Below are 18,227 nucleotides of genomic sequence, written 5' to 3'. Positions count from 1 at the left end.
CGGATCGCAGCTTTGCCCATTAGATGGCATTTTAGGAAAATCGCGAGTGATTGACGGTAGGGTGATGAAATGAAAACCTTTTTCGGGACTGGTTCCGGCTCAGAACTTGGAAAGATCATCGCAATGGACCGATTTGACAGCGGGCGAAGCCTTTCTCCCATCCGTCAGGCCGAAGCCTATTGGACCGCCTTGCTGACAGGTGAAGGCATTCCGATGCGCTCGCAGATCGATCCGCGCGGCCTGGAGAATATTCTCGAATACACTTTCATACTGGAACGCATCGCGCCGGGTTTGGCCCGGTTTCGGCTGGCGGGAAGTCACCTGAACAATCTGGCGGGCATGGAAGTTCGCGGTATGCCTCTAACGGCTTTTTTCGAACCGAGCGCCCGCGATGATGTCAAATCCATTCTGGACCAAGTTCTCACCGGCTCCGCGGTTGCCGAACTGGGCTTGCTTTCGAAAGGCAAGCTGGGACGAACCAGCCTTCAGGCCCGCATGATCCTGCTGCCGCTTAAAAGCGATCTGGGCGACGTCAGCCGCATTCTTGGGGTCATGGTCAGCGACGGAACCATCGGGGCGACACCGCGTCGCTTCATCGTCTCGGATCGCCGCGTCAACACGATCTCTGATTTGCAACAGCCTCCAAGGCCTGTCCAACAGCAAGCAGAGGGGTTCGCTGAAGACCAGACCACGTTCAAAGGGGCACCGCACTTAAGGTTGGTATCATCACGTGACGACTAAATGAAAACGGCGGGCATGAGGCCCGCCGTCTTACTAATTCAGGATGTATTCGAAGTCAGCTTGCAGCGCGCTTGCTGCGGTCACGACGTAGGTTGGTCAGTTCTTCCGCGACAAGGAATGCAAGTTCCAGCGACTGCGAGGCGTTCAGGCGCGGGTCACAAGCTGTGTGATAGCGATCCGAAAGATCCTCTTCGGTCACCGCGCGCACACCTCCGGTGCATTCGGTGACATCCAGCCCTGTCATCTCGAAATGAACACCACCGGGGATCGTGCCTTCAGCCTGATGTACGCCAAAGAAATCGCGTACTTCGCGCAGCACGGAATCAAACGGCCGGGTCTTGTAGCCGGTCGCGGATTTGATCGTGTTGCCATGCATCGGATCGCAGACCCAAGTAACCTGTGCGCCCTCTTCCTTCACGGCTTTGACCAGACGCGGCAGATGCTCACCCGCTTTACCTGCACCAAAGCGCGCGATCAGAGTCAGACGCCCCTCTTCGTTTTCGGGATTCAACTTGGACATCAGAACCTTGAGGTCTTCGGCACTAGTTGTCGGGCCACATTTCAGACCAATCGGGTTCAGAACACCCCGGCAGAACTCGACATGCGCGCCGTCGGGCTGACGGGTCCGATCGCCGATCCAGATCATGTGCCCAGAACCGGCCAACCAATTGCCCGAGGTCGAATCCAGACGGGTCAACGCCTCTTCGTACTCAAGCAACAGGCTCTCGTGGCTGGTATAAAACTCCACCGATGAGAATTCGTGGGTGGTGTCGGCGGTGATGCCTGCAGCCCCCATGAAGTCAATCGAATCCTGAATGCGGTCGGCGATCTCAGAGTATTTCTGAACGTCTTGCCCGTCAGCAAAACCCAGCGTCCACGAATGCACGTGGCTCATATCCGCAAAACCACCGGTCGAGAACGCCCGCAGCAGATTCAGTGTTGCCGCCGCCTGTGTATAGGCCTGAAGCATCTTGTCGGGATTCGGAATACGTGCCTCGGGTGTAAAGGCCAGCTCATTGATGATGTCACCGCGGTAGCTGGGCAGTTCCACACCGTCCACAACCTCAGTCGGTGCACTGCGCGGTTTTGCAAACTGGCCCGCCATGCGGCCAACTTTAACCACGGGAACCTTGGCGCCGTAAGTTAGCACCATTGCCATCTGCAGCATAACCTTGAACGTGTCACGGATCGCATCCGCGCTGAACTGCTCAAAGCTTTCAGCGCAATCCCCGCCTTGCAACAGGAACGCTTCGCCACGACCCGCGGCTCCCAGATGCTGCTTCAGCCGTCGCGCTTCACCCGCAAAAACCAGCGGGGGATACTGCGAAAGCTGCGCCTCGACTTTGGCCAGCGCGGCCGCGTCGGTATAGTCTGGCATCTGAACCCGGGGCTTGTTGCGCCAGTTCGTTTTTTGCCATTCAGTCATAGCTTTTATCTCCGCTGAAGTATTTCAGGTGGCCTCTATACAAAATGCATGAATGAGAGGCCATATCCCTTTTGCGCCTCTTGACGCCATAATCAAGCTTTGAGCATGGTGACTGGCATATCCGCCACCGTGGAAATCCCGGTGCGCGCCGAATCAAGGACAGTTCGCCATGCAAGAGCAACGCCAAGTTGTCACTGTGGATCATAGCACAGGCAAGCCGCATAACTTTGTATTTGTGCTTTTGGACAAGTTTTCCCTTCTGTCATTCGCTTCGGCTTTGGACAGTCTGCGGATCGCCAATCGAATGGCCAACCGAGAGCTTTATACCTGGACCTTGACGGGCGAAGGCGGTGAAACAGTGACTTGTTCAGCCGGTACTTCTTTCAATCTTGATTCTGATCTGACCGAATTGCAGCGTGACGACGTCGTCCTGATCTGCGGGGGGGTCGATGTACAAGCGGCAACCACCAAACGCATCCTGAACTGGGTACGCCGCGAAGCGCGTAAAGGGTTGAAAATCGGCGGTCTTTGCACCGCGGCCTATACGCTGGCCAAAGCCGGTTTGCTGGAAGGCAAGCGCGCTACGATCCATTGGGAAAACTCAGACAGTTTTGCCGAAGAATTCGACACTGTAGAGCTGACCAAGTCGGTGTTTTTGGTTGATGGCAACCGAATGACAACTGCAGGCGGCACATCCTCGATTGACCTGATGCTCAAGCTGATTGCCGAAGATTACGGAGAAGATCTGGCCAACGCGGTCGCTGATCAGATGATCTATTCTTCGATACGTACGGATCAGGACACGCAACGTTTGTCGACACCTACACGGATCGGCGTGCGCCACCCCAAGCTCAGTCAGGTTATCCTGATGATGGAAAAGAACATAGAAGAGCCAATCTCGCCTTCTATTCTAGCCAAGGACGTAGGCATGTCGACGCGCCAGCTAGAACGTCTGTTCCGCCGCTATCTCAGCCGCTCGCCCAAGCGCTACTACATGGAGTTGCGCCTACATAAAGCGCGGAACTTGCTGATGCAGACCGATATGAGCGTCATCAATGTGGCGCTGGCTTGCGGCTTTGCCAGCCCGTCGCATTTCTCTAAATGCTACCGGGCGCATTACAACACCACGCCTTATCGCGAACGCGGTGCACAGAGCGGTCGGTTGTCTGTTTAATCCAAAGCCGCAGGGAAACCTTACAAATCTTTCGCAAAGTAGTGCAGGTGCGGCCGTAACATCGGTTGATCCAGATAGGTCGTGGTTTCGATTGGTGAGTCCAGTTCAACAAAACCAAGTTTGGGGTACAGGTCGAGCATTTCGACATTCGGTGTAAGCGTATCGGCGATGAGGCGTTTCAAACCCATATCACGCGCGGCCTGTTCCCGGGCTTCGATCAAGGCACGCCCGGCACCGGTCCCCCGTGCCTCCTCGGTCACAAAAACCCGTTTAAGTTCACCGGTTTGGTGATCAAATCGTTTCAGCATCCCACATCCAATGATGTCTCCGGCATCGTTTCGCGCCACCACAAGACATCCATTCGGGGGTAGGTAATCCTCTGTATGCGCCCAAAACTCCGCCAATGCGCTTTCGGGGGCCGCTGGATCAATCTCAAAGCCCATATCCTGCATTCGTTGCACGATAAGCGCGTAATACTGTGCCAGGATCGTATTCAGTTCGCGCTTTGGCGGCATTGTTTCACAAAGCTCGATTACAAAATCACTCATTCAAATCTCCTGATCACCCTGAAGCCCGGAACAGATACACCGTGACCGAATGGCATAGAAGCAAACGCCCTAACCCCGTTTAAAACCGTCAGAGGGGCGTCATTCGGTAAACCGCGCCTTGCCCGACGGAAATGAACCAGATCGACCCATCTGGTGCTTCGGCGATGTCGCGAACACGTTCGGTCTCGGGGCCTTCGATCTGCTCAACCTCACGCAGTGGATCGCCCGCCAAACGTGCAATGTAGTCGAATTTCAAAGAGCCAACGAATAGATTCCCCTTCCATTCCGGCCAAAGTTTCCCGGAATAGACCATCAAGCCAGAGGGTGCGATGGAAGGATCCCAATAGTGCTCGGGCTGTTCCATTCCTTGCTTCGACGTGCCTTCACCGATCTTCTGACCCGAATAATGAACGCCATATGAAATCACTGGCCAGCCATAATTGGCACCGGGTCTGATCAGATTAACCTCATCCCCGCCTTTTGCCCCGTGTTCCGAAACCCAAAGCCGGCCCTGCAGATCCAAATTGGCACCCTGAGGGTTTCTGTGACCAAACGACCAGATCTCGGGGCGGACACCGGGATTGCCCACAAACGGGTTATCACTGGGAACTGAACCATCACGGTTGATCCGAATGACCGTACCCATGTGGTTCGTTCGATCCTGCGCAGCCGGGCGATCACCTCGGTCACCGATAGTGACGAACAACGTGCCATCATTCGCTTCAACGACGCGAGAACCAAAGTGGCGCCCGCCTGAGCCACCGGGAGAGGCCTCGAATATCACGCGCAGATTGGTCAGACGTTCCCTGTTTTCCGATAAACGAGCGACAGCGACAGCGGTGCCTGCACCGCCTCGTTGCGATTTGGAGAAAGTCAGAAAAAGCTCGCGGGTCTGATTGAAGTCACGCGCGATGGTGACATCTAGCAAACCGCCCTGCCCGTTCGCGACCACTTTTGGCAGACCCTTGATGCGCTTCGCCTCACCTCCGGCAACGTACAAAAGCTCGCCATCTCGCTCAGTGACAACAAAGCTGCCATCCGGAAGAATGCCAATCGCCCAAGGTGTATCAAGGCCTCTGACCACCTGAGTAACCTGAACCGGCCCGCCGGTTGTGTTGATGACATCGGACCAGCCTGCAATCGACCAGCACGACAGAATGAGAATCGCAAAAGTCCTGATCATATCGACCCAATCCCTAGTGGTGTACCGCAACGAACTGACCTAGCCTAACAAAACAGATAGGATTGCTGCATTCAAAAGCACTTTTTTGTTAGGACTTTTCTTTTTCGGACAGCTTGCCTAGGGTCATGCCCAGAACGACGACGTTCAAACGATAAATAGGGAGTAACCTAATGAAAAAGCTGCTTACCGCTACTGCAGCAACCGCTCTGCTGGCGGGTACCGCTATGGCCGAGGACGTGAAGCTGGGCGTGCTGTTCGGCTTTACAGGCCCGATTGAATCGCTGGCCCCGGCCATGGGTTCGGGCGCAGAAATGGCGATGGCCGAGGTCACCGAATCCGGCAAACTGCTGGACGGCGCAAGCGTGACCGGAACCCGCGCCGATACCGGCTGTATCGACAATGGTCTGGCCACATCGAACGGCGAACGTATGATCGCCGATGGCGTCGCCGGTATCATCGGCGGCGACTGCTCGGGCGTCACTGGCGCGATCCTGCAGAACGTCGCGATACCGAATGGCATGGTCATGATCTCGCCGTCGGCCACGTCTCCGGGTCTGTCGACCATGGAAGACAACGGCCTGTTCTTCCGCACCGCCCCGTCGGATGCGCGTGAAGGTCAGGTGATGGCTGACATCCTGAACGATCGTGGCATCAGCTCGATCGCGCTGACCTACACCAACAACGACTATGGCAAGGGTCTGGCGGACGCGATCCAGTCCTCGTTCGAGGCTTCGGGCGGCGAAGTCACCATCGTTGCCGCGCACGAAGACGGCAAGGCCGACTATTCGGCCGAAGTTGGCGCGCTGGCCTCGGCCGGTGGCGATATTCTCGTGGTCGCAGGATATCTGGACCAAGGTGGTTTGGGCATCATCCAGTCGGCTTTGGACAGCGGAGCGTTTGACACGTTCGGTCTGCCGGGCGGCATGATCGGTGACTCGCTGCCGGCAAACGTTGGCCCCGACCTGAACGGCTCGTTCGGTCAGATCGCTGGCTCGGGCGGTGAAGGTGCCGAGAAGTACTTTGCCATGGCTGAAGCTGCGGGCTTTGACGGTTCGTCGCCCTACTCGCCGGAAAGCTATGACGCCGCCGCGCTGTTCATGCTGGCGATGCAGGCCGCAGGTTCGACCAACCCCGCTGAATACGGCGCGAAAATCATGGATGTCGCCAATGCTCCGGGTGAGCAAATCTTCCCCGGAGAACTGGCTAAAGGTCTGGAGCTGTTGGCTGCCGGTCAGGACATCGATTATGTCGGCGCATCGGGCGTTGAGCTGATCGGCCCTGGTGAAAGCGCAGGTTCCTATCGCGAGATCGAGGTGACCGACGGCGAAAACAAGACCGTCAACTTCCGTTGATCCAAGGTTAAAAGTCATAAAAACAAGCAGCCCGGCCCTTGTGTCCGGGCTGTTTCAATGAAAAAAGGCCGCACTCCGGTTAACGGGGATGGTAAAAACGCCGAAAACGGCGGCTAGGGGAAAAGATGATCGTCGTCGATGACGTGCACAAGCATTTCGGCGGGTTTCATGCGGTGGACGGGGCATCGCTGGAAATCCAAAAGGGCTCGATCACCGGTCTGATCGGACCGAACGGGGCCGGAAAAACCACGCTATTCAACGTGATCGCGGGCGTACTTCCACCGACCAGCGGTAAGGTACACATGGACGGTGAGGATATCACTGGCCTGCCCCCACACGAGCTGTTTCATAAGGGCCTGCTGCGCACCTTCCAGATCGCGCATGAGTTTTCGTCGATGAGTTGCCGTGAAAACCTGATGATGGTGCCCGGCGCACAATCCGGGGAATCGCTGTGGAACACATGGTTCGGGCGTAAGCGTATCGCGGATGAGGAACGCGCACTTAGGGCGAAAGCCGATGAGGTGCTGGAGTTCCTGACAATCGAACATCTGGCCGATCACAAGGCCGGTCAGGTCTCGGGCGGTCAGAAGAAGCTGCTGGAACTTGGCCGAACCATGATGGTCGATGCCAAGATCGTGTTTTTGGACGAGGTCGGCGCTGGTGTGAACCGCACCCTGCTGATGACCATCGCCGACACGATCCTGCGCCTGAACAAGGAACGCGGCTATACCTTCGTCGTTATCGAGCACGACATGGATTTCATCGGCAAGATTTGCGACCCGGTCATCTGTATGGCCGAGGGAAAGGTGCTGGCCGAAGGCACTCTGGACGAGATCAAGGCCAATGAACACGTGATCGAAGCCTACCTAGGCACCGGCCTGAAGAACAAAGACAAGCTGGAGGCGGGCGCATGAGCGACAACCCCTACCAGGACGACAAGGGCAACAAGGACGCCTCGATCACCAATACGCATGGCGTCGGCACCATGACACCAGCGCATCGCAAAAGCGGTGAAACGCATCGGGTCGAGGGCGGTCCTTTCCTGATTGGCGACACCATGACTGGTGGCTATGGCAAAGGGCCGGACATCCTGCATGACTGCATCATCGCCGTTGATAAGGGCGAGATCGCGGTGATCGTCGGCCCCAACGGCGCGGGCAAATCCACCGCAATGAAGGCTGTGTTTGGCATGCTGGACGTACGCCAAGGGTCTGTGCGGCTGGATGGCGAAGATATCACCAATCTCAGCCCGCAAGACCGCGTGGTACGCGGCATGGGCTTTGTCCCGCAGACCTCGAACATTTTTACGTCGATGACAGTGGAAGAGAACCTAGAGATGGGTGCTTTCATCCGGCGCGACGACATCAGCCAGACGATGGAACAGGTCTATGACCTCTTCCCCATTCTCCGCGACAAACGCAATCAGGCCGCCGGAGAGCTGTCAGGTGGTCAACGTCAACAGGTCGCCGTGGGCCGTGCGCTAATGACCCAGCCCAAGGTGTTGATGCTGGACGAACCCACCGCCGGTGTCTCACCAATCGTGATGGATGAGCTGTTCGACCGGATCATCGAAGTTTCGCGCACCGGCCTGCCGATCCTGATGGTCGAACAGAATGCCCGTCAGGCGCTGGAGATTGCGGACAAGGGATATGTACTGGTCCAGGGTCGCAATGCCTATACCGGGACAGGCAAGGAGCTGTTGGCCGATCCAGAAGTTCGCAAGAGTTTCTTGGGGGGATGACGCCAGTGACAGCTACTCTCGTGTTTGATCACTCTGAAATCAGGTCGAAAAGACGTACGAACTTGGAAAATGAGGTAACGAACTAATGGACTTCCTCAACGCCCTTGTGGCGCTCTCCAACTTCGTTCTTGTTCCCGCAATCGCCTATGGCAGTCAGTTGGCGCTGGGCGCTTTGGGGGTGACGCTGATCTACGGCATCCTGCGGTTTTCGAACTTTGCCCATGGCGATACGATGGCCTTTGGCGCGATGATCGCGGTGCTGGTCACTTGGGGCCTGCAAGCCGCAGGCGTCAGTTTCGGGCCGTTGCCAACGGCTCTGCTCGCCCTGCCCTTTGCCATTCTGGGCTGTATCGTTCTGGTGCTGATCACCGACCGGTTGGTCTATCGCTTCTATCGGGAACAGAAGGCCAAGCCTGTCATTCTGGTGATCGTCTCGATGGGCGTGATGTTCATCATGAACGGGCTGGTTCGTTTCATCATCGGTCCGGATGACCAGAGGTTCTCGGACGGAGCGCGTTTCATCGTCTCGGCGCGAGATTTCAAGGCGATGACTGGGCTGCGTGAAGGGCTGGCAATCAAGACCTCCCAGGGCATCACGGTGATCGTCGCGGTTGTCGCCGTGGCGCTGTTGTTCTGGTTCCTGAACAAAACGCGCACCGGCAAATCAATGCGGGCCTATTCTGACAATGAGGATCTTGCGTTGCTGTCCGGTATCAACCCCGAGCGCGTGGTGATGATCACATGGATCATCGTTGCCGCGCTGGCGACCACTGCTGGTGTGCTCTACGGCCTCGACAAAAGCTTCAAGCCATTTGTCTATTTCCAGCTTTTGCTGCCGATTTTTGCCTCGGCTATCGTGGGTGGCCTAGGAAACCCTCTGGGCGCTATCGCGGGCGGTTTCATCATCGCGTTTTCTGAGGTGACGATCACCTACGCGTGGAAGAAAGTGCTCACCTATCTGGCACCTGAAAATCTGGAGCCGTCAGGTTTGGTGCAGTTCCTGTCCACCGATTACAAATTCGCTGTCAGCTTTGCCATTTTGCTGATCGTACTTCTGTTTAAGCCAACCGGCTTGTTCAAAGGAAAAGTGATATGAGCGAGCCCGTCAAAAACACGCTGCTTTTTGTGGTCGTCGGCGCACTCATCCTGTTGACCGGATTCACCCAAAGCTGGAACGCCGCAATCCTGATCCTGAACATGGGCTTGATCTCGGCCATCATGTCGATTGGCGTCAACCTGCAATGGGGCTTTGCTGGCCTCTTCAACGTTGGTGTCATGGGCTTTGTCGCGCTGGGCGGGCTCGCGGTTGTGCTGGTTTCGACACCCCCAACCCCCGGCGCCTGGTCTGGTGGAGGATATGGCGTCATCCTGTCGCTTTTAATGGGCGCGGCAACCGTGGTTGCAGCTGTGATGGTGGCCCAAAAAATGCCCAAGGGACGCACACAAACCTTTGCAATCATCGGTATTCTGGTCGTAGGTTTTTTTGTTTACCGCGCAATTTTTGATCCCAACGTAGCTGCGATCGAAGCGATTGATCCTGCTGTCGCTGGTAATATCGGCGGTTTGAACCTTCCTGTCCTATTCGCTTGGCCTGCCGGGGGACTTTTGGCGGCGGGCGCAGCATGGCTGATCGGAAAAACAGCGCTGGGCCTGCGCTCGGACTATTTGGCAATCGCCACACTTGGTATCGCCGAGATCATCATTGCCGTCATGAAAAACGAGGACTGGCTGGCACGTGGGGTCAAGAACGTCTACGGCATTCCACGCCCCTCACCGGTGGTTGGCTACGAAGTTGAATTGCAGCAAGACCCAACTTTCCTTGCAAGGGCCGAGTGGTTCGGGTTGGATCCGGTTACTGCCTCGACGCTTTCCGTCAAGCTGGGCTACTCTTTGCTGTTCCTGATCGTGCTACTGGTGCTGCTGTGGATGGCTCAGATGGCGTTGAAAAGCCCTTGGGGCCGCATGATGCGCGCCATCCGCGACAACGAGGTTGCCGCCGAGGCGATGGGCAAGGATGTCACCCGCCGCCATCTACAGATCTTTGTTCTGGGCTCAGCCATCTGCGGCATCGCCGGTGCGATGATGACCACTTTGGACGGGCAGCTGACGCCGGGCACTTACAACCCGCTCCGCTTTACCTTCCTTGTCTGGGTCATGGTGATCGTCGGCGGGTCGGGCAACAATTTCGGAGCCGTACTGGGAGCGTTCCTGATCTGGTTCCTGTGGGTTCAGGTTGAACCCATGGGCCTGTGGCTGATGAACCTGATAACCTCAGGCATGCCTGACGGCAGCGCACTTAAGACGCATCTGATCGATAGCGCCGCACATATGCGCCTGTTCACCATGGGACTGATTCTTTTGATTGTTCTCAGATTCAGTCCAAGAGGGCTGATCCCCGAGAAATAAGCAAAATTTCCTGCGAAATTCCCCTAACGCACCGTTAATCGGTGCGTTTTATTGTGCGGCGAGTCAGAACGCTCTAAATCGGTGTATCGTGATCCACCACATCGCGCTGTGCCCCATACCATGTTTGTTTGGTGCGGAGTTGTAACGATCTGACAGTTAACCAAGATGAGAGCACCGTAGTCGCAATGATTAAACCACTCAGAGTTTTCGCAATCGGGATCCCGCTGATGGCAACGCTATCAGCGTGTATTCCCTCACCTGAACAATTAGAGACCACCCCGGTCAAGGTCCAGACGCCCAAAGGTGTTGTGACCTGTCAGCTTTACCGCCAGGACCGCGTCACCTGGGACCGCGCAATCGATTTTCCGGCCACCAAAATGTCGGTGCCCGAGGCGGATAATTATTGCAGACAGGAAGGCCTGCGCCGGCTTAATCGATAACAATATGGGCGCGCGACTGGTTCGGCGCGCGCCGCACTCCGGATCCTAGCGATTGCGGAACAAGCCGCCCAGTATGCCCCTGACGATGCGGCGGCCAGTTGTTCCTTTCAGCTCTTTGATCACGGCCTCGCTCATGGCCGTGGCGAAGGTATCCTTTTTGCGCGAAAGACGAGATGACGATCGCCCAACGCGGTTGCCCGAATACCTTCGGGCCGAGGCGTATTCGCGTTCTGCCGGGGTCTGCTGTTCCAGAACTTCGTCGGATTCCGCCTGTTCCGCCGCATTCGCAGCGGCATCCGCGCGCGCCTGCAGAATCTCAAACGCCGATTTGCGGTCGATACGCTTGCCGTATTTTGCATCCATCGGCGAAGCTTTGATCACCGACTGACGCTCAGCTTTGGTAATCGGACCAAGTTGTGAGCCCGGTGGCCGGATCAAAGTGCGCTCGACCACGCCCGGTACACCCTTCTTTTGCAGCATCGACGTTACGGCCTCGCCCACGCCCACCTCTCGGATTGCGGTCTCAGTATCGAAAGCTGGGTTTTCACGATAGGTCTCAGCAGCAAGTCGCAGATTCTTGCGGTCGCGCGCTGTGAAGGCCCGCAGCGCATGTTGGACCCGGTTGCCCAGCTGACCCAAAATATCTTCCGGGATGTCTGCCGGATTCTGCGAGATGAAATAAACGCCAACGCCCTTTGATCGGATCAGGCGCGCCACCTGCTCGACCTTGTCCACCAGCACCTTGGGGGCGTCCTCGAACAGCAAGTGCGCTTCGTCAAAGAAGAACACCAGCTTCGGTTTTTCAGGGTCCCCCACTTCGGGCAGTTCTTCAAACAATTCGCTAAGCAGCCACAACAGGAAAGTCGCGTATAGGCGCGGAGAGCCCATCAGCTTGTCAGAGGCCAGAATGTTCACCATCCCCTGCCCGTTCGCATCTGTCCGCATCAGGTCGGCCAGGTCCAACGCAGGCTCGCCAAACAGATTGGTACCGCCCTGATTTTCCAGAACCAGCAAGCGGCGTTGAATAGCACCGATCGAAGATGTCGAGACATTGCCATAGCGCAGCGATAGTTGGGCGCGATTCTCGCCTATCCAGACCAGCAATGCCTGCAGGTCTTTCAGGTCGAGCAGCGGCATGCCTTCTTCGTCTGCGACCCGAAAGGCGATGTTCAGAATGCCTTCCTGCGCCTCACTCAGTTCCATCAATCGCGATAGCAGCAGTGGGCCCATCTCGGTTACTGTGGTCCGGACCGGATGCCCCTGCTCGCCAAACAGATCCCAGAACGTGACTGGACACGCGGCGTAAGAGAATGTGCCGAACCCGATCTTCGCGGCCCGATCCAAAAAAGCCTGGTGTAATTTGTGGGTTTCGCTTCCAGGCAGCGCCAGCCCCGACAAGTCACCTTTCACATCGGCCAGAAACACTGGAACCCCCGCCTGTGAGAAGCCTTCAGCCAGAATTTGCAGCGTAACCGTTTTGCCCGTACCGGTCGCACCAGCAATCAGGCCATGGCGGTTCGCATATTTCAGCGACAGCCCCTGTGCCACTGAATAGCCGTCGCCACCACCGCCTACGAAGATCTTGTTGTCCATTGAAAATCTGTCCCGAATTCTACCGATCTGCTGCAAGCATACAAAGTTAACCTTTCGCTGCGAGAGTAAATGTTGCTTCTCGTGGCTTGGCTGCGGGGGCAAACTTCCTCCCTGTCGACTGGCCGTGCCTTTGGGCACGGCTTTTTTTAAATTCTACAAAAACCGAAAGACGCAAGAATAGTTTTTTAGGGTTAGGAGTTGACCAACGGGTTCCCCTTTCGTAACGTCTGCGCATAACTAAGTCGGCCAGTCCGACGGGGAGAAAATATTCAGGAAGGGAGCCGCTCCACCGGCTCCCTTTTTCGTTGCAGATCGCGGTGTTTCCCACGCATTTCGGCAAAAAACGATCAATTCCCGGTCTGGAATTCGGATTTACCCTGACACCACTGAATTGCGGTGATAGAGGAAACAAAAAACTGGATCAGTTAGATGAGGCATTCATGATCAGGAAACTTGTCCCTTTTAATGTGGCGGCCGCAGCACTGTTATGCGGAACAGCATTTGCGCAGGAAACCACACAGCAACCTGAAGCCGGTGCTGAAGCCGAAGTTGGCAGCGATCTGGATCTGGGTGAATCCGGTCCCCGTGTTGGCGAGCAATACGTCAAAGAACAAACGGGTGAATGGAATATTTCCTGCATCAAAACCGAAGGCGAAGACGATCCCTGCGCGATGGTTCAGATCCTCAATAACCAACAGGGTGATCCGATTGCTGAAGTTTCGATCGGAAAACTGCCCGAAGGCGGTGCCGCTGTTGCTTGGGCGAATGTTGTTGTACCGCTCGAAACCCTGCTGCAGGCGCAATTGGCTATGTCGATCGATGGGGCACCGCGCAAGCTTTACAATTATCACCACTGCATTCCAGTTGGCTGCGTGGCGCAACTGGGTTTGACACAGGGTGATATCGACGCGATGAAATCAGGCCAAAAGGCAGTGCTGTCGCTGGTTCCTGCGCGCCTGCCAGATCAGGTTCTGAATATGGACATGTCTTTGTCTGGCTTCACAGCAGGCTTTGACGGACTGAACGTTTCCATAAACTAAGCCCCGCAAAAGCATCGAATAAGAAAGCCGCCGTGATAACACGGCGGCTTCTTCATATACGCTTCAACGCAAGAACGGCGTTCAGCCCACCAAAGGCGAAAGCATTGCTAAGGGCGACATTAACTTTCGCCTCACGCGCCTCGTTTGGCACCACATCCAGCGCGCATTCGGGGTCGGGCTCTTCATAGCCAATGGTCGGGGCGATCACCCCGTCGCGCAGGGCCATGATACAGGCTAATAGCTCAACTGCGCCGGTACCGCCGATCAGGTGTCCGTGCATGGACTTTGTTGACGAAATCATCAGATCGTCGGCGTGCGGACCAAACACACCAGCAACGGCTGCACATTCGGTTTTGTCATTTGCAGCCGTGCCGGTCCCATGGGCATTTATGTAACCCACATCGCTTGCATTCAGCCGTGCATCCGATAGCGCCCCGGCCATGGCCCGTGCTGCACCCTGTTTGCTCGGCATAACTATGTCGGCCGCGTCCGAGGACATGGCGAAGCCCACGACCTCGCACATGATATCTGCTCCGCGCGCGCGCGCGTGTTCGTATTCTTCGAACACAAAAACACCCGCACCTTCGCCTTGCACCATCCCGTTTCGGTTTGCGCTAAAGGGCCGACAGGCATCTTTTGACATGACGCGAAGCCCTTCCCATGCCTTGACGCCACCAAAGCACAGCATCGACTCGGACCCACCGGTCACCATTGCGGGCGCTGCCCCGCTGCGCACCATCTGAAATGCCTGCGCCATTGCATGGTTCGAGGACGCACACGCTGTTGATACTGTAAAGCTAGGGCCTTTTAGGTTGTGCTCCATCGAAACGTGGCTGGCCGCCGCGTTGTTCATCAGCTTGGGCACGACAAAAGGATGCACGCGATTTTTGCCATCCTCGTAAACCGAGCGGTAGTTGTCATCCCAGGTGGAGACGCCACCACCGGCCGTTCCCAGCACCACCCCCGACCGCGCGGCTGTGTCACCCGAGAATACGATACCGGATTGATCGATCGCTTCTTTGGCGGCGGTTAACGTGAACTGCGTGAACCGATCATACAGCGTCATCTGTTGGCGGTTGAAACGGCCCTCGGCCTCAAAACCCCGGACTTGACCGCCGATCTTGATCGACAGGCGATCCACATCACGAAACTCAAGCTCGGAGATACCACAACGACCCTCGCGCATGGCTTCCAGAGTGTCGGGGACGGAATGGCCCAACGCGTTAATGGTGCCAGCACCCGTAATGACGACGCGTTTCATACCAGCGGTCAGACCTTTTCAGACACGAGTTTTTCGATACCCGCAATGATCGCTGTCACATTCGAAATGTCGAAATCGCCGGATGTGGGCTCGTTTGCGTTGAAGGGCACGGTGATATCGAACTCTTCCTCGATGGCAAAGATACTCTCAACTAGACCCAGGCTATCGATGCCCAATTCTTCGAGCGTACTGTCGGGCGTCACATCCGAAGGCTCAAGCACGGCCTGTTCGGCAATGATTGCTATGACGCGGTCGCTGATGCTCATCTCGATCCCCTGATTTTCGCCTTGGGGATGATTTAATCACTTGAAGGCTGTTTGAAAACAGCCTTTTTCAACGCCTCGACGTCGCGCGACAATCGGGGCAGACGACGTTGGGCTTTATATATCTCGGTATGGCTTTCCATTTTAATGCCCGGGTAGCCCATGATCACGCGACCAGCAGGAACATTTGACAGAATCTTGGTGCCGCCACCGGCAATCACGCCATCACCTATGAAAATATTATCGACAACACCAGTCTGACCACCCAGTACTACGTTATTACCAATCTCGACCGAACCAGAAACGCCGGTTTGCCCACATAACAAACAATCCTGCCCGACTCGGGTGTTGTGTCCCACGTGGACAAGATTATCCAGTTTCGATCCACTTCCGATTACAGTATTGCGTATGGTCCCGTTGTCGACAGTGCAGTTCGAGCCGACCTCGACGTCATCGCCAATCTCGACCGCACCCAGCGAATGGATGCGCAACCAGCTTTGCGCCTTTGCATCCCCCTGATCACCCAGAGTTTTCCGCGCATTTTCGGCACCCGAGACTTCTGGCGTGACATAGCTGAAACCGTCCCCGCCGATACGGGCACCCGGCTGCGCGATAAATCGATCACCGATTTGAGCCCGCGCACCGATGCTGACCATTTCGCGCAGCAGCGCGTTTTCACCAAGCGACGCATCCATCCCGATCACGCAATGCGGGCCGATAACCGAACCCGCGCCGACGCGCGCGCGCGCGCCGATAACAGCAAGCGGGCCGACCGATACGTCAACCCCGATCTCGGCGGTTTCATCAATGACAGCCGACGGATGAATTCCCGGCGCAATCCCCTGCCCGCGATCCAGCATCGCGGTGATCCCTGCCATCGCCATGCGGGGGCGTTGCACAAAAATGGCGGCCTCAAGCCCCAGTGCTTTCCAGTCCGCGCCATCCCACAAAACCGCGGCCCGTGCTGTACCGGTCTCCAAAGCTTCAGCATATTTTGGCGACATCGCCATGGCCAGATCGGTTGGCCCGGCATCTCCCGGCTCGGCTGCCCGCAAGATGGTCAAGCCAGTCTGGCCTTCTGCGGCGACCCCCAGGGAATCGGCGATTTGTTGAACGGTAAACTGCATGTCGGGCGTCCTCGTGGCGGGATTTGCCTCGTGATTACCCTTGAACGTCCGGCAGGACCACCCCTGCCTTTTGCAGCGCTTCCCAGATCTTGCGATCCCGGTCATACACGTCGCGGCGATACTGCACCTCGCCTTTGGGGCCAATATAGGCCGTGCGATAAATCAGATGCACCGGAATTTTTTTATCCAGTTCAACCTTCGTTTCTTTGCCCGTGTTCAGCACGCGGTGGAAAAACGCCTTTGGATCCTCTTCCTGCTTGGCCAGCAGCTTATAGGCAAACTCGAACGGTTGCGCCAAACGGATGCATCCATGCGAGAATGCCCGAACCTCGCGTGCGAACAGAGATTTCTGAGGCGTATCATGCAGATAGATGTTGTACTTATTAGGGAACATGAACTTCACCAGCCCCAGTGCGTTGCTTTTGCTGGGGGGCTGACGCATGGAAAACGGGAAATTACGCGCAGTGAACTGGGTAAAGTCAACCGCTCCACGATTTACCTGACGGCCACGGCGGTCGGTGATCTGGATATGGCCAACAGCATTTGGATTGGCCCGTAATTGCGGCAGATATTCCTTCGTGATGATCGAGCGTGGCACATACCAACTTGGGTTGATCACCATATGCTCCATCTCATCCGAGAACTCTGGGCTACGGCGATCATGTGTGTTTTTGCCGATCACGGCACGAGTCTCAAACGTGACCTGCCCGTCATCGACGATCTTGGCAGAAAAATCGGCCAGATTCACCAGAATATGCCGCTCACCACGGTCTTTGGGTAACCAGCGCTCCCGTTCAAGCGCAACGTAAACAGCTTTCAAGCGGTCTGAAACTGGGCGATTGATCTCGGAAATAGTGCCTTTGCCAGCTACGCCATCCGCCTCAAGACCATGAGCAGCCTGAAAGGATTGCACCGCCGCAAACAGCGCATCATCATAGTTTGGGCTGGCAGTAGGCTTCAGATAACCCATCGCGACAAGTCGATTGCGCAGCCTGATGACACTGTTCCCTGTGTCCCCAAGCTCAAGCTTGGAGACAGGAACGGTCTCGCCCCAGCCACCTTGTGTCATCAGCGCTTCCAGCGCCTTCTTCTGTTTCAACAGCGCAAGATACTGGCGCGATTGAGGCATCATATCCCTGAAATAGGTATCACCCTGGCTGGAATCGAGCAGTTCAAGATGCTCTGCGGCGCTGCGTCGTTCCACCGCCCGCACTAGGCCGGGATCAATCTGCGAAGGCGTTACAGAACCGGAATGCAAGTCTCTGGCATATTTGACAAAAACCCGAGTCAGCTCGGCCTCGAGCATGCCCAGATCACGGGTGTTGCGAGCGTCCTGCATCTTTGTCTTCAAAGTCTGGACGTCGTAACGTGTCCCAGGCAATCCATGCAGATCGGTCGTCGAAAGCGCTTCGATCAGGGCTTTGCGTCGTGCAGCATGTTCGGGCGTATCGCCAACCCAAACCGGATCAAACCCGTTTGTGCGATAAAACTCAGCAATTGCCGGGCTGTTGGACACACTTTCCGCAACGGCCATTTGAAACGCTGTGCCATCCGTCCCCGCCTGCGCGACTGAGGCCGAAGCCACAAGGAAAGCGGCGATAAAAACACTTGAACGAGCACGGGTAACAAATGACATAGGATGGCCCTGTTTCTTCAATGACTTGTCACGCCCTATAAGCGGCGTCTGAAAATAATGTTTTGCTGAGCGCCTGATGTCTATTCACAAATTCATCACCAGACCGCTTCTTTGACCCCTGGTGCGCGTTTGCATCGCCGACGCGCGAACTGCGCCAAAAGCAAGCATACTTGCATCAGTTGCGCAAAAAACTGCCGAAATTTCCCCCTTGATTTGACTGCGACCAAAGATTTCTTGGCTGTTGAATCCTACTGTGCCATAAATCCCGCATCTGGGATGGGAAAAAATTAATACGG

17 protein-coding genes are annotated in these 18,227 nt (G+C 56.1%); 9 read left to right on the top strand and 8 right to left on the bottom strand.

What is annotated here, in order from left to right:
- The first annotated feature begins 69 nt into the window (after positions 1–69).
- Positions 70–741 carry a PAS domain-containing protein gene (locus tag ACR0MP_RS05125; protein ID WP_480887043.1) on the top strand — a complete coding sequence of 224 codons (672 nt, stop codon included), beginning with the start codon at positions 70–72 and terminating at the stop codon, positions 739–741.
- Positions 742–796: 55 nt separating this feature from the next.
- Here ACR0MP_RS05125 and ACR0MP_RS05120 read toward each other — a convergent pair whose 3' ends face one another.
- Positions 797–2,167, bottom strand: a complete 1,371-nt coding sequence (locus ACR0MP_RS05120) for a class II 3-deoxy-7-phosphoheptulonate synthase (RefSeq protein WP_170393056.1) — start codon at positions 2,165–2,167, stop codon at positions 797–799.
- A 169-nt stretch (positions 2,168–2,336) separates the two neighbouring features.
- On the opposite strand from ACR0MP_RS05120, the gene ACR0MP_RS05115 reads away from it, so the two are divergent.
- Positions 2,337–3,341 (top strand): GlxA family transcriptional regulator, encoded by a 1,005-nt coding sequence (locus ACR0MP_RS05115; protein ID WP_170393055.1) that lies wholly within the window; start codon positions 2,337–2,339, stop codon positions 3,339–3,341.
- Between the two features lie 20 nt (positions 3,342–3,361).
- On the opposite strand, the gene ACR0MP_RS05110 is transcribed toward ACR0MP_RS05115, so the two are convergent.
- The gene (locus ACR0MP_RS05110) at positions 3,362–3,889 is read right to left on the bottom strand and encodes a GNAT family N-acetyltransferase (RefSeq protein WP_480887039.1); all 528 of its coding nucleotides are present in this window, start codon (positions 3,887–3,889) and stop codon (positions 3,362–3,364) included.
- 88 nt (positions 3,890–3,977) lie between these two features.
- Positions 3,978–5,072 (bottom strand): PQQ-dependent sugar dehydrogenase, encoded by a 1,095-nt coding sequence (locus ACR0MP_RS05105; RefSeq protein WP_170405812.1) that lies wholly within the window; start codon positions 5,070–5,072, stop codon positions 3,978–3,980.
- 170 nt (positions 5,073–5,242) lie between these two features.
- Here ACR0MP_RS05105 and ACR0MP_RS05100 point away from each other — a divergent pair, with 170 nt between their 5' ends.
- The 6 genes from ACR0MP_RS05100 to ACR0MP_RS05075 all read left to right on the top strand — a co-directional run bounded on the left by ACR0MP_RS05100 (position 5,243) and on the right by ACR0MP_RS05075 (position 11,011).
- Positions 5,243–6,424: an ABC transporter substrate-binding protein gene (locus ACR0MP_RS05100; RefSeq protein ID WP_170393052.1), complete on the top strand. Its 1,182-nt coding sequence runs from the start codon at positions 5,243–5,245 to the stop codon at positions 6,422–6,424.
- 125 nt (positions 6,425–6,549) lie between these two features.
- Complete coding sequence (locus ACR0MP_RS05095) at positions 6,550–7,338, top strand: ABC transporter ATP-binding protein (RefSeq protein ID WP_170393051.1); 789 nt, start codon at positions 6,550–6,552, stop codon at positions 7,336–7,338.
- Positions 7,335–8,165: an ABC transporter ATP-binding protein gene (locus ACR0MP_RS05090; protein ID WP_480887037.1), complete on the top strand. Its 831-nt coding sequence runs from the start codon at positions 7,335–7,337 to the stop codon at positions 8,163–8,165. The genes ACR0MP_RS05095 and ACR0MP_RS05090 overlap by 4 nt, the downstream gene beginning before the upstream one ends.
- An 85-nt stretch (positions 8,166–8,250) precedes the next feature.
- Positions 8,251–9,261, top strand: coding sequence for a branched-chain amino acid ABC transporter permease (locus ACR0MP_RS05085; RefSeq protein WP_170393049.1), 1,011 nt, complete (start codon positions 8,251–8,253; stop codon positions 9,259–9,261).
- On the top strand, positions 9,258–10,571 hold the full coding sequence (locus ACR0MP_RS05080) for a branched-chain amino acid ABC transporter permease (protein ID WP_170421678.1): 1,314 nt from the start codon (positions 9,258–9,260) through the stop codon (positions 10,569–10,571). The genes ACR0MP_RS05085 and ACR0MP_RS05080 overlap by 4 nt, the downstream gene beginning before the upstream one ends.
- A gap of 227 nt (positions 10,572–10,798) precedes the next feature.
- Positions 10,799–11,011 carry a hypothetical protein gene (locus tag ACR0MP_RS05075; protein WP_480438555.1) on the top strand — a complete coding sequence of 71 codons (213 nt, stop codon included), beginning with the start codon at positions 10,799–10,801 and terminating at the stop codon, positions 11,009–11,011.
- 45 nt (positions 11,012–11,056) lie between these two features.
- Here ACR0MP_RS05075 and ACR0MP_RS05070 read toward each other — a convergent pair whose 3' ends face one another.
- On the bottom strand, positions 11,057–12,604 hold the full coding sequence (locus ACR0MP_RS05070; RefSeq protein WP_170735015.1) for a helicase HerA-like domain-containing protein: 1,548 nt from the start codon (positions 12,602–12,604) through the stop codon (positions 11,057–11,059).
- A 440-nt stretch (positions 12,605–13,044) separates the two neighbouring features.
- Between ACR0MP_RS05070 and ACR0MP_RS05065 the strand changes: the two genes are divergently transcribed.
- Positions 13,045–13,644, top strand: a complete 600-nt coding sequence (locus ACR0MP_RS05065; protein WP_170393045.1) for an invasion associated locus B family protein — start codon at positions 13,045–13,047, stop codon at positions 13,642–13,644.
- 52 nt (positions 13,645–13,696) lie between these two features.
- Here the strand turns inward: ACR0MP_RS05065 and ACR0MP_RS05060 are convergent, their stop codons facing one another.
- Genes ACR0MP_RS05060 through ACR0MP_RS05045 form a run of 4 tightly spaced genes read right to left on the bottom strand, consistent with a single transcriptional unit; the run spans position 13,697 to position 17,931 of the window.
- Positions 13,697–14,905 (bottom strand): beta-ketoacyl-[acyl-carrier-protein] synthase family protein, encoded by a 1,209-nt coding sequence (locus ACR0MP_RS05060; RefSeq protein ID WP_170405821.1) that lies wholly within the window; start codon positions 14,903–14,905, stop codon positions 13,697–13,699.
- Positions 14,906–14,913: 8 nt separating this feature from the next.
- A complete protein-coding gene (locus tag ACR0MP_RS05055; RefSeq protein WP_170393043.1) occupies positions 14,914–15,171 on the bottom strand; it encodes an acyl carrier protein in 258 nt (85 codons plus the stop codon).
- 32 nt (positions 15,172–15,203) lie between these two features.
- Positions 15,204–16,295: a UDP-3-O-(3-hydroxymyristoyl)glucosamine N-acyltransferase gene (gene lpxD, locus ACR0MP_RS05050; protein ID WP_170510276.1), complete on the bottom strand. Its 1,092-nt coding sequence runs from the start codon at positions 16,293–16,295 to the stop codon at positions 15,204–15,206.
- A 34-nt stretch (positions 16,296–16,329) separates the two neighbouring features.
- The gene (locus ACR0MP_RS05045; protein ID WP_480887034.1) at positions 16,330–17,931 is read right to left on the bottom strand and encodes a L,D-transpeptidase family protein; all 1,602 of its coding nucleotides are present in this window, start codon (positions 17,929–17,931) and stop codon (positions 16,330–16,332) included.
- Positions 17,932–18,227: the final 296 nt, after the last annotated feature.

This window comes from Ruegeria sp. K3 (assembly GCF_056531845.1).
This window is presented reverse-complemented; position numbering and strand designations above follow the sequence as displayed.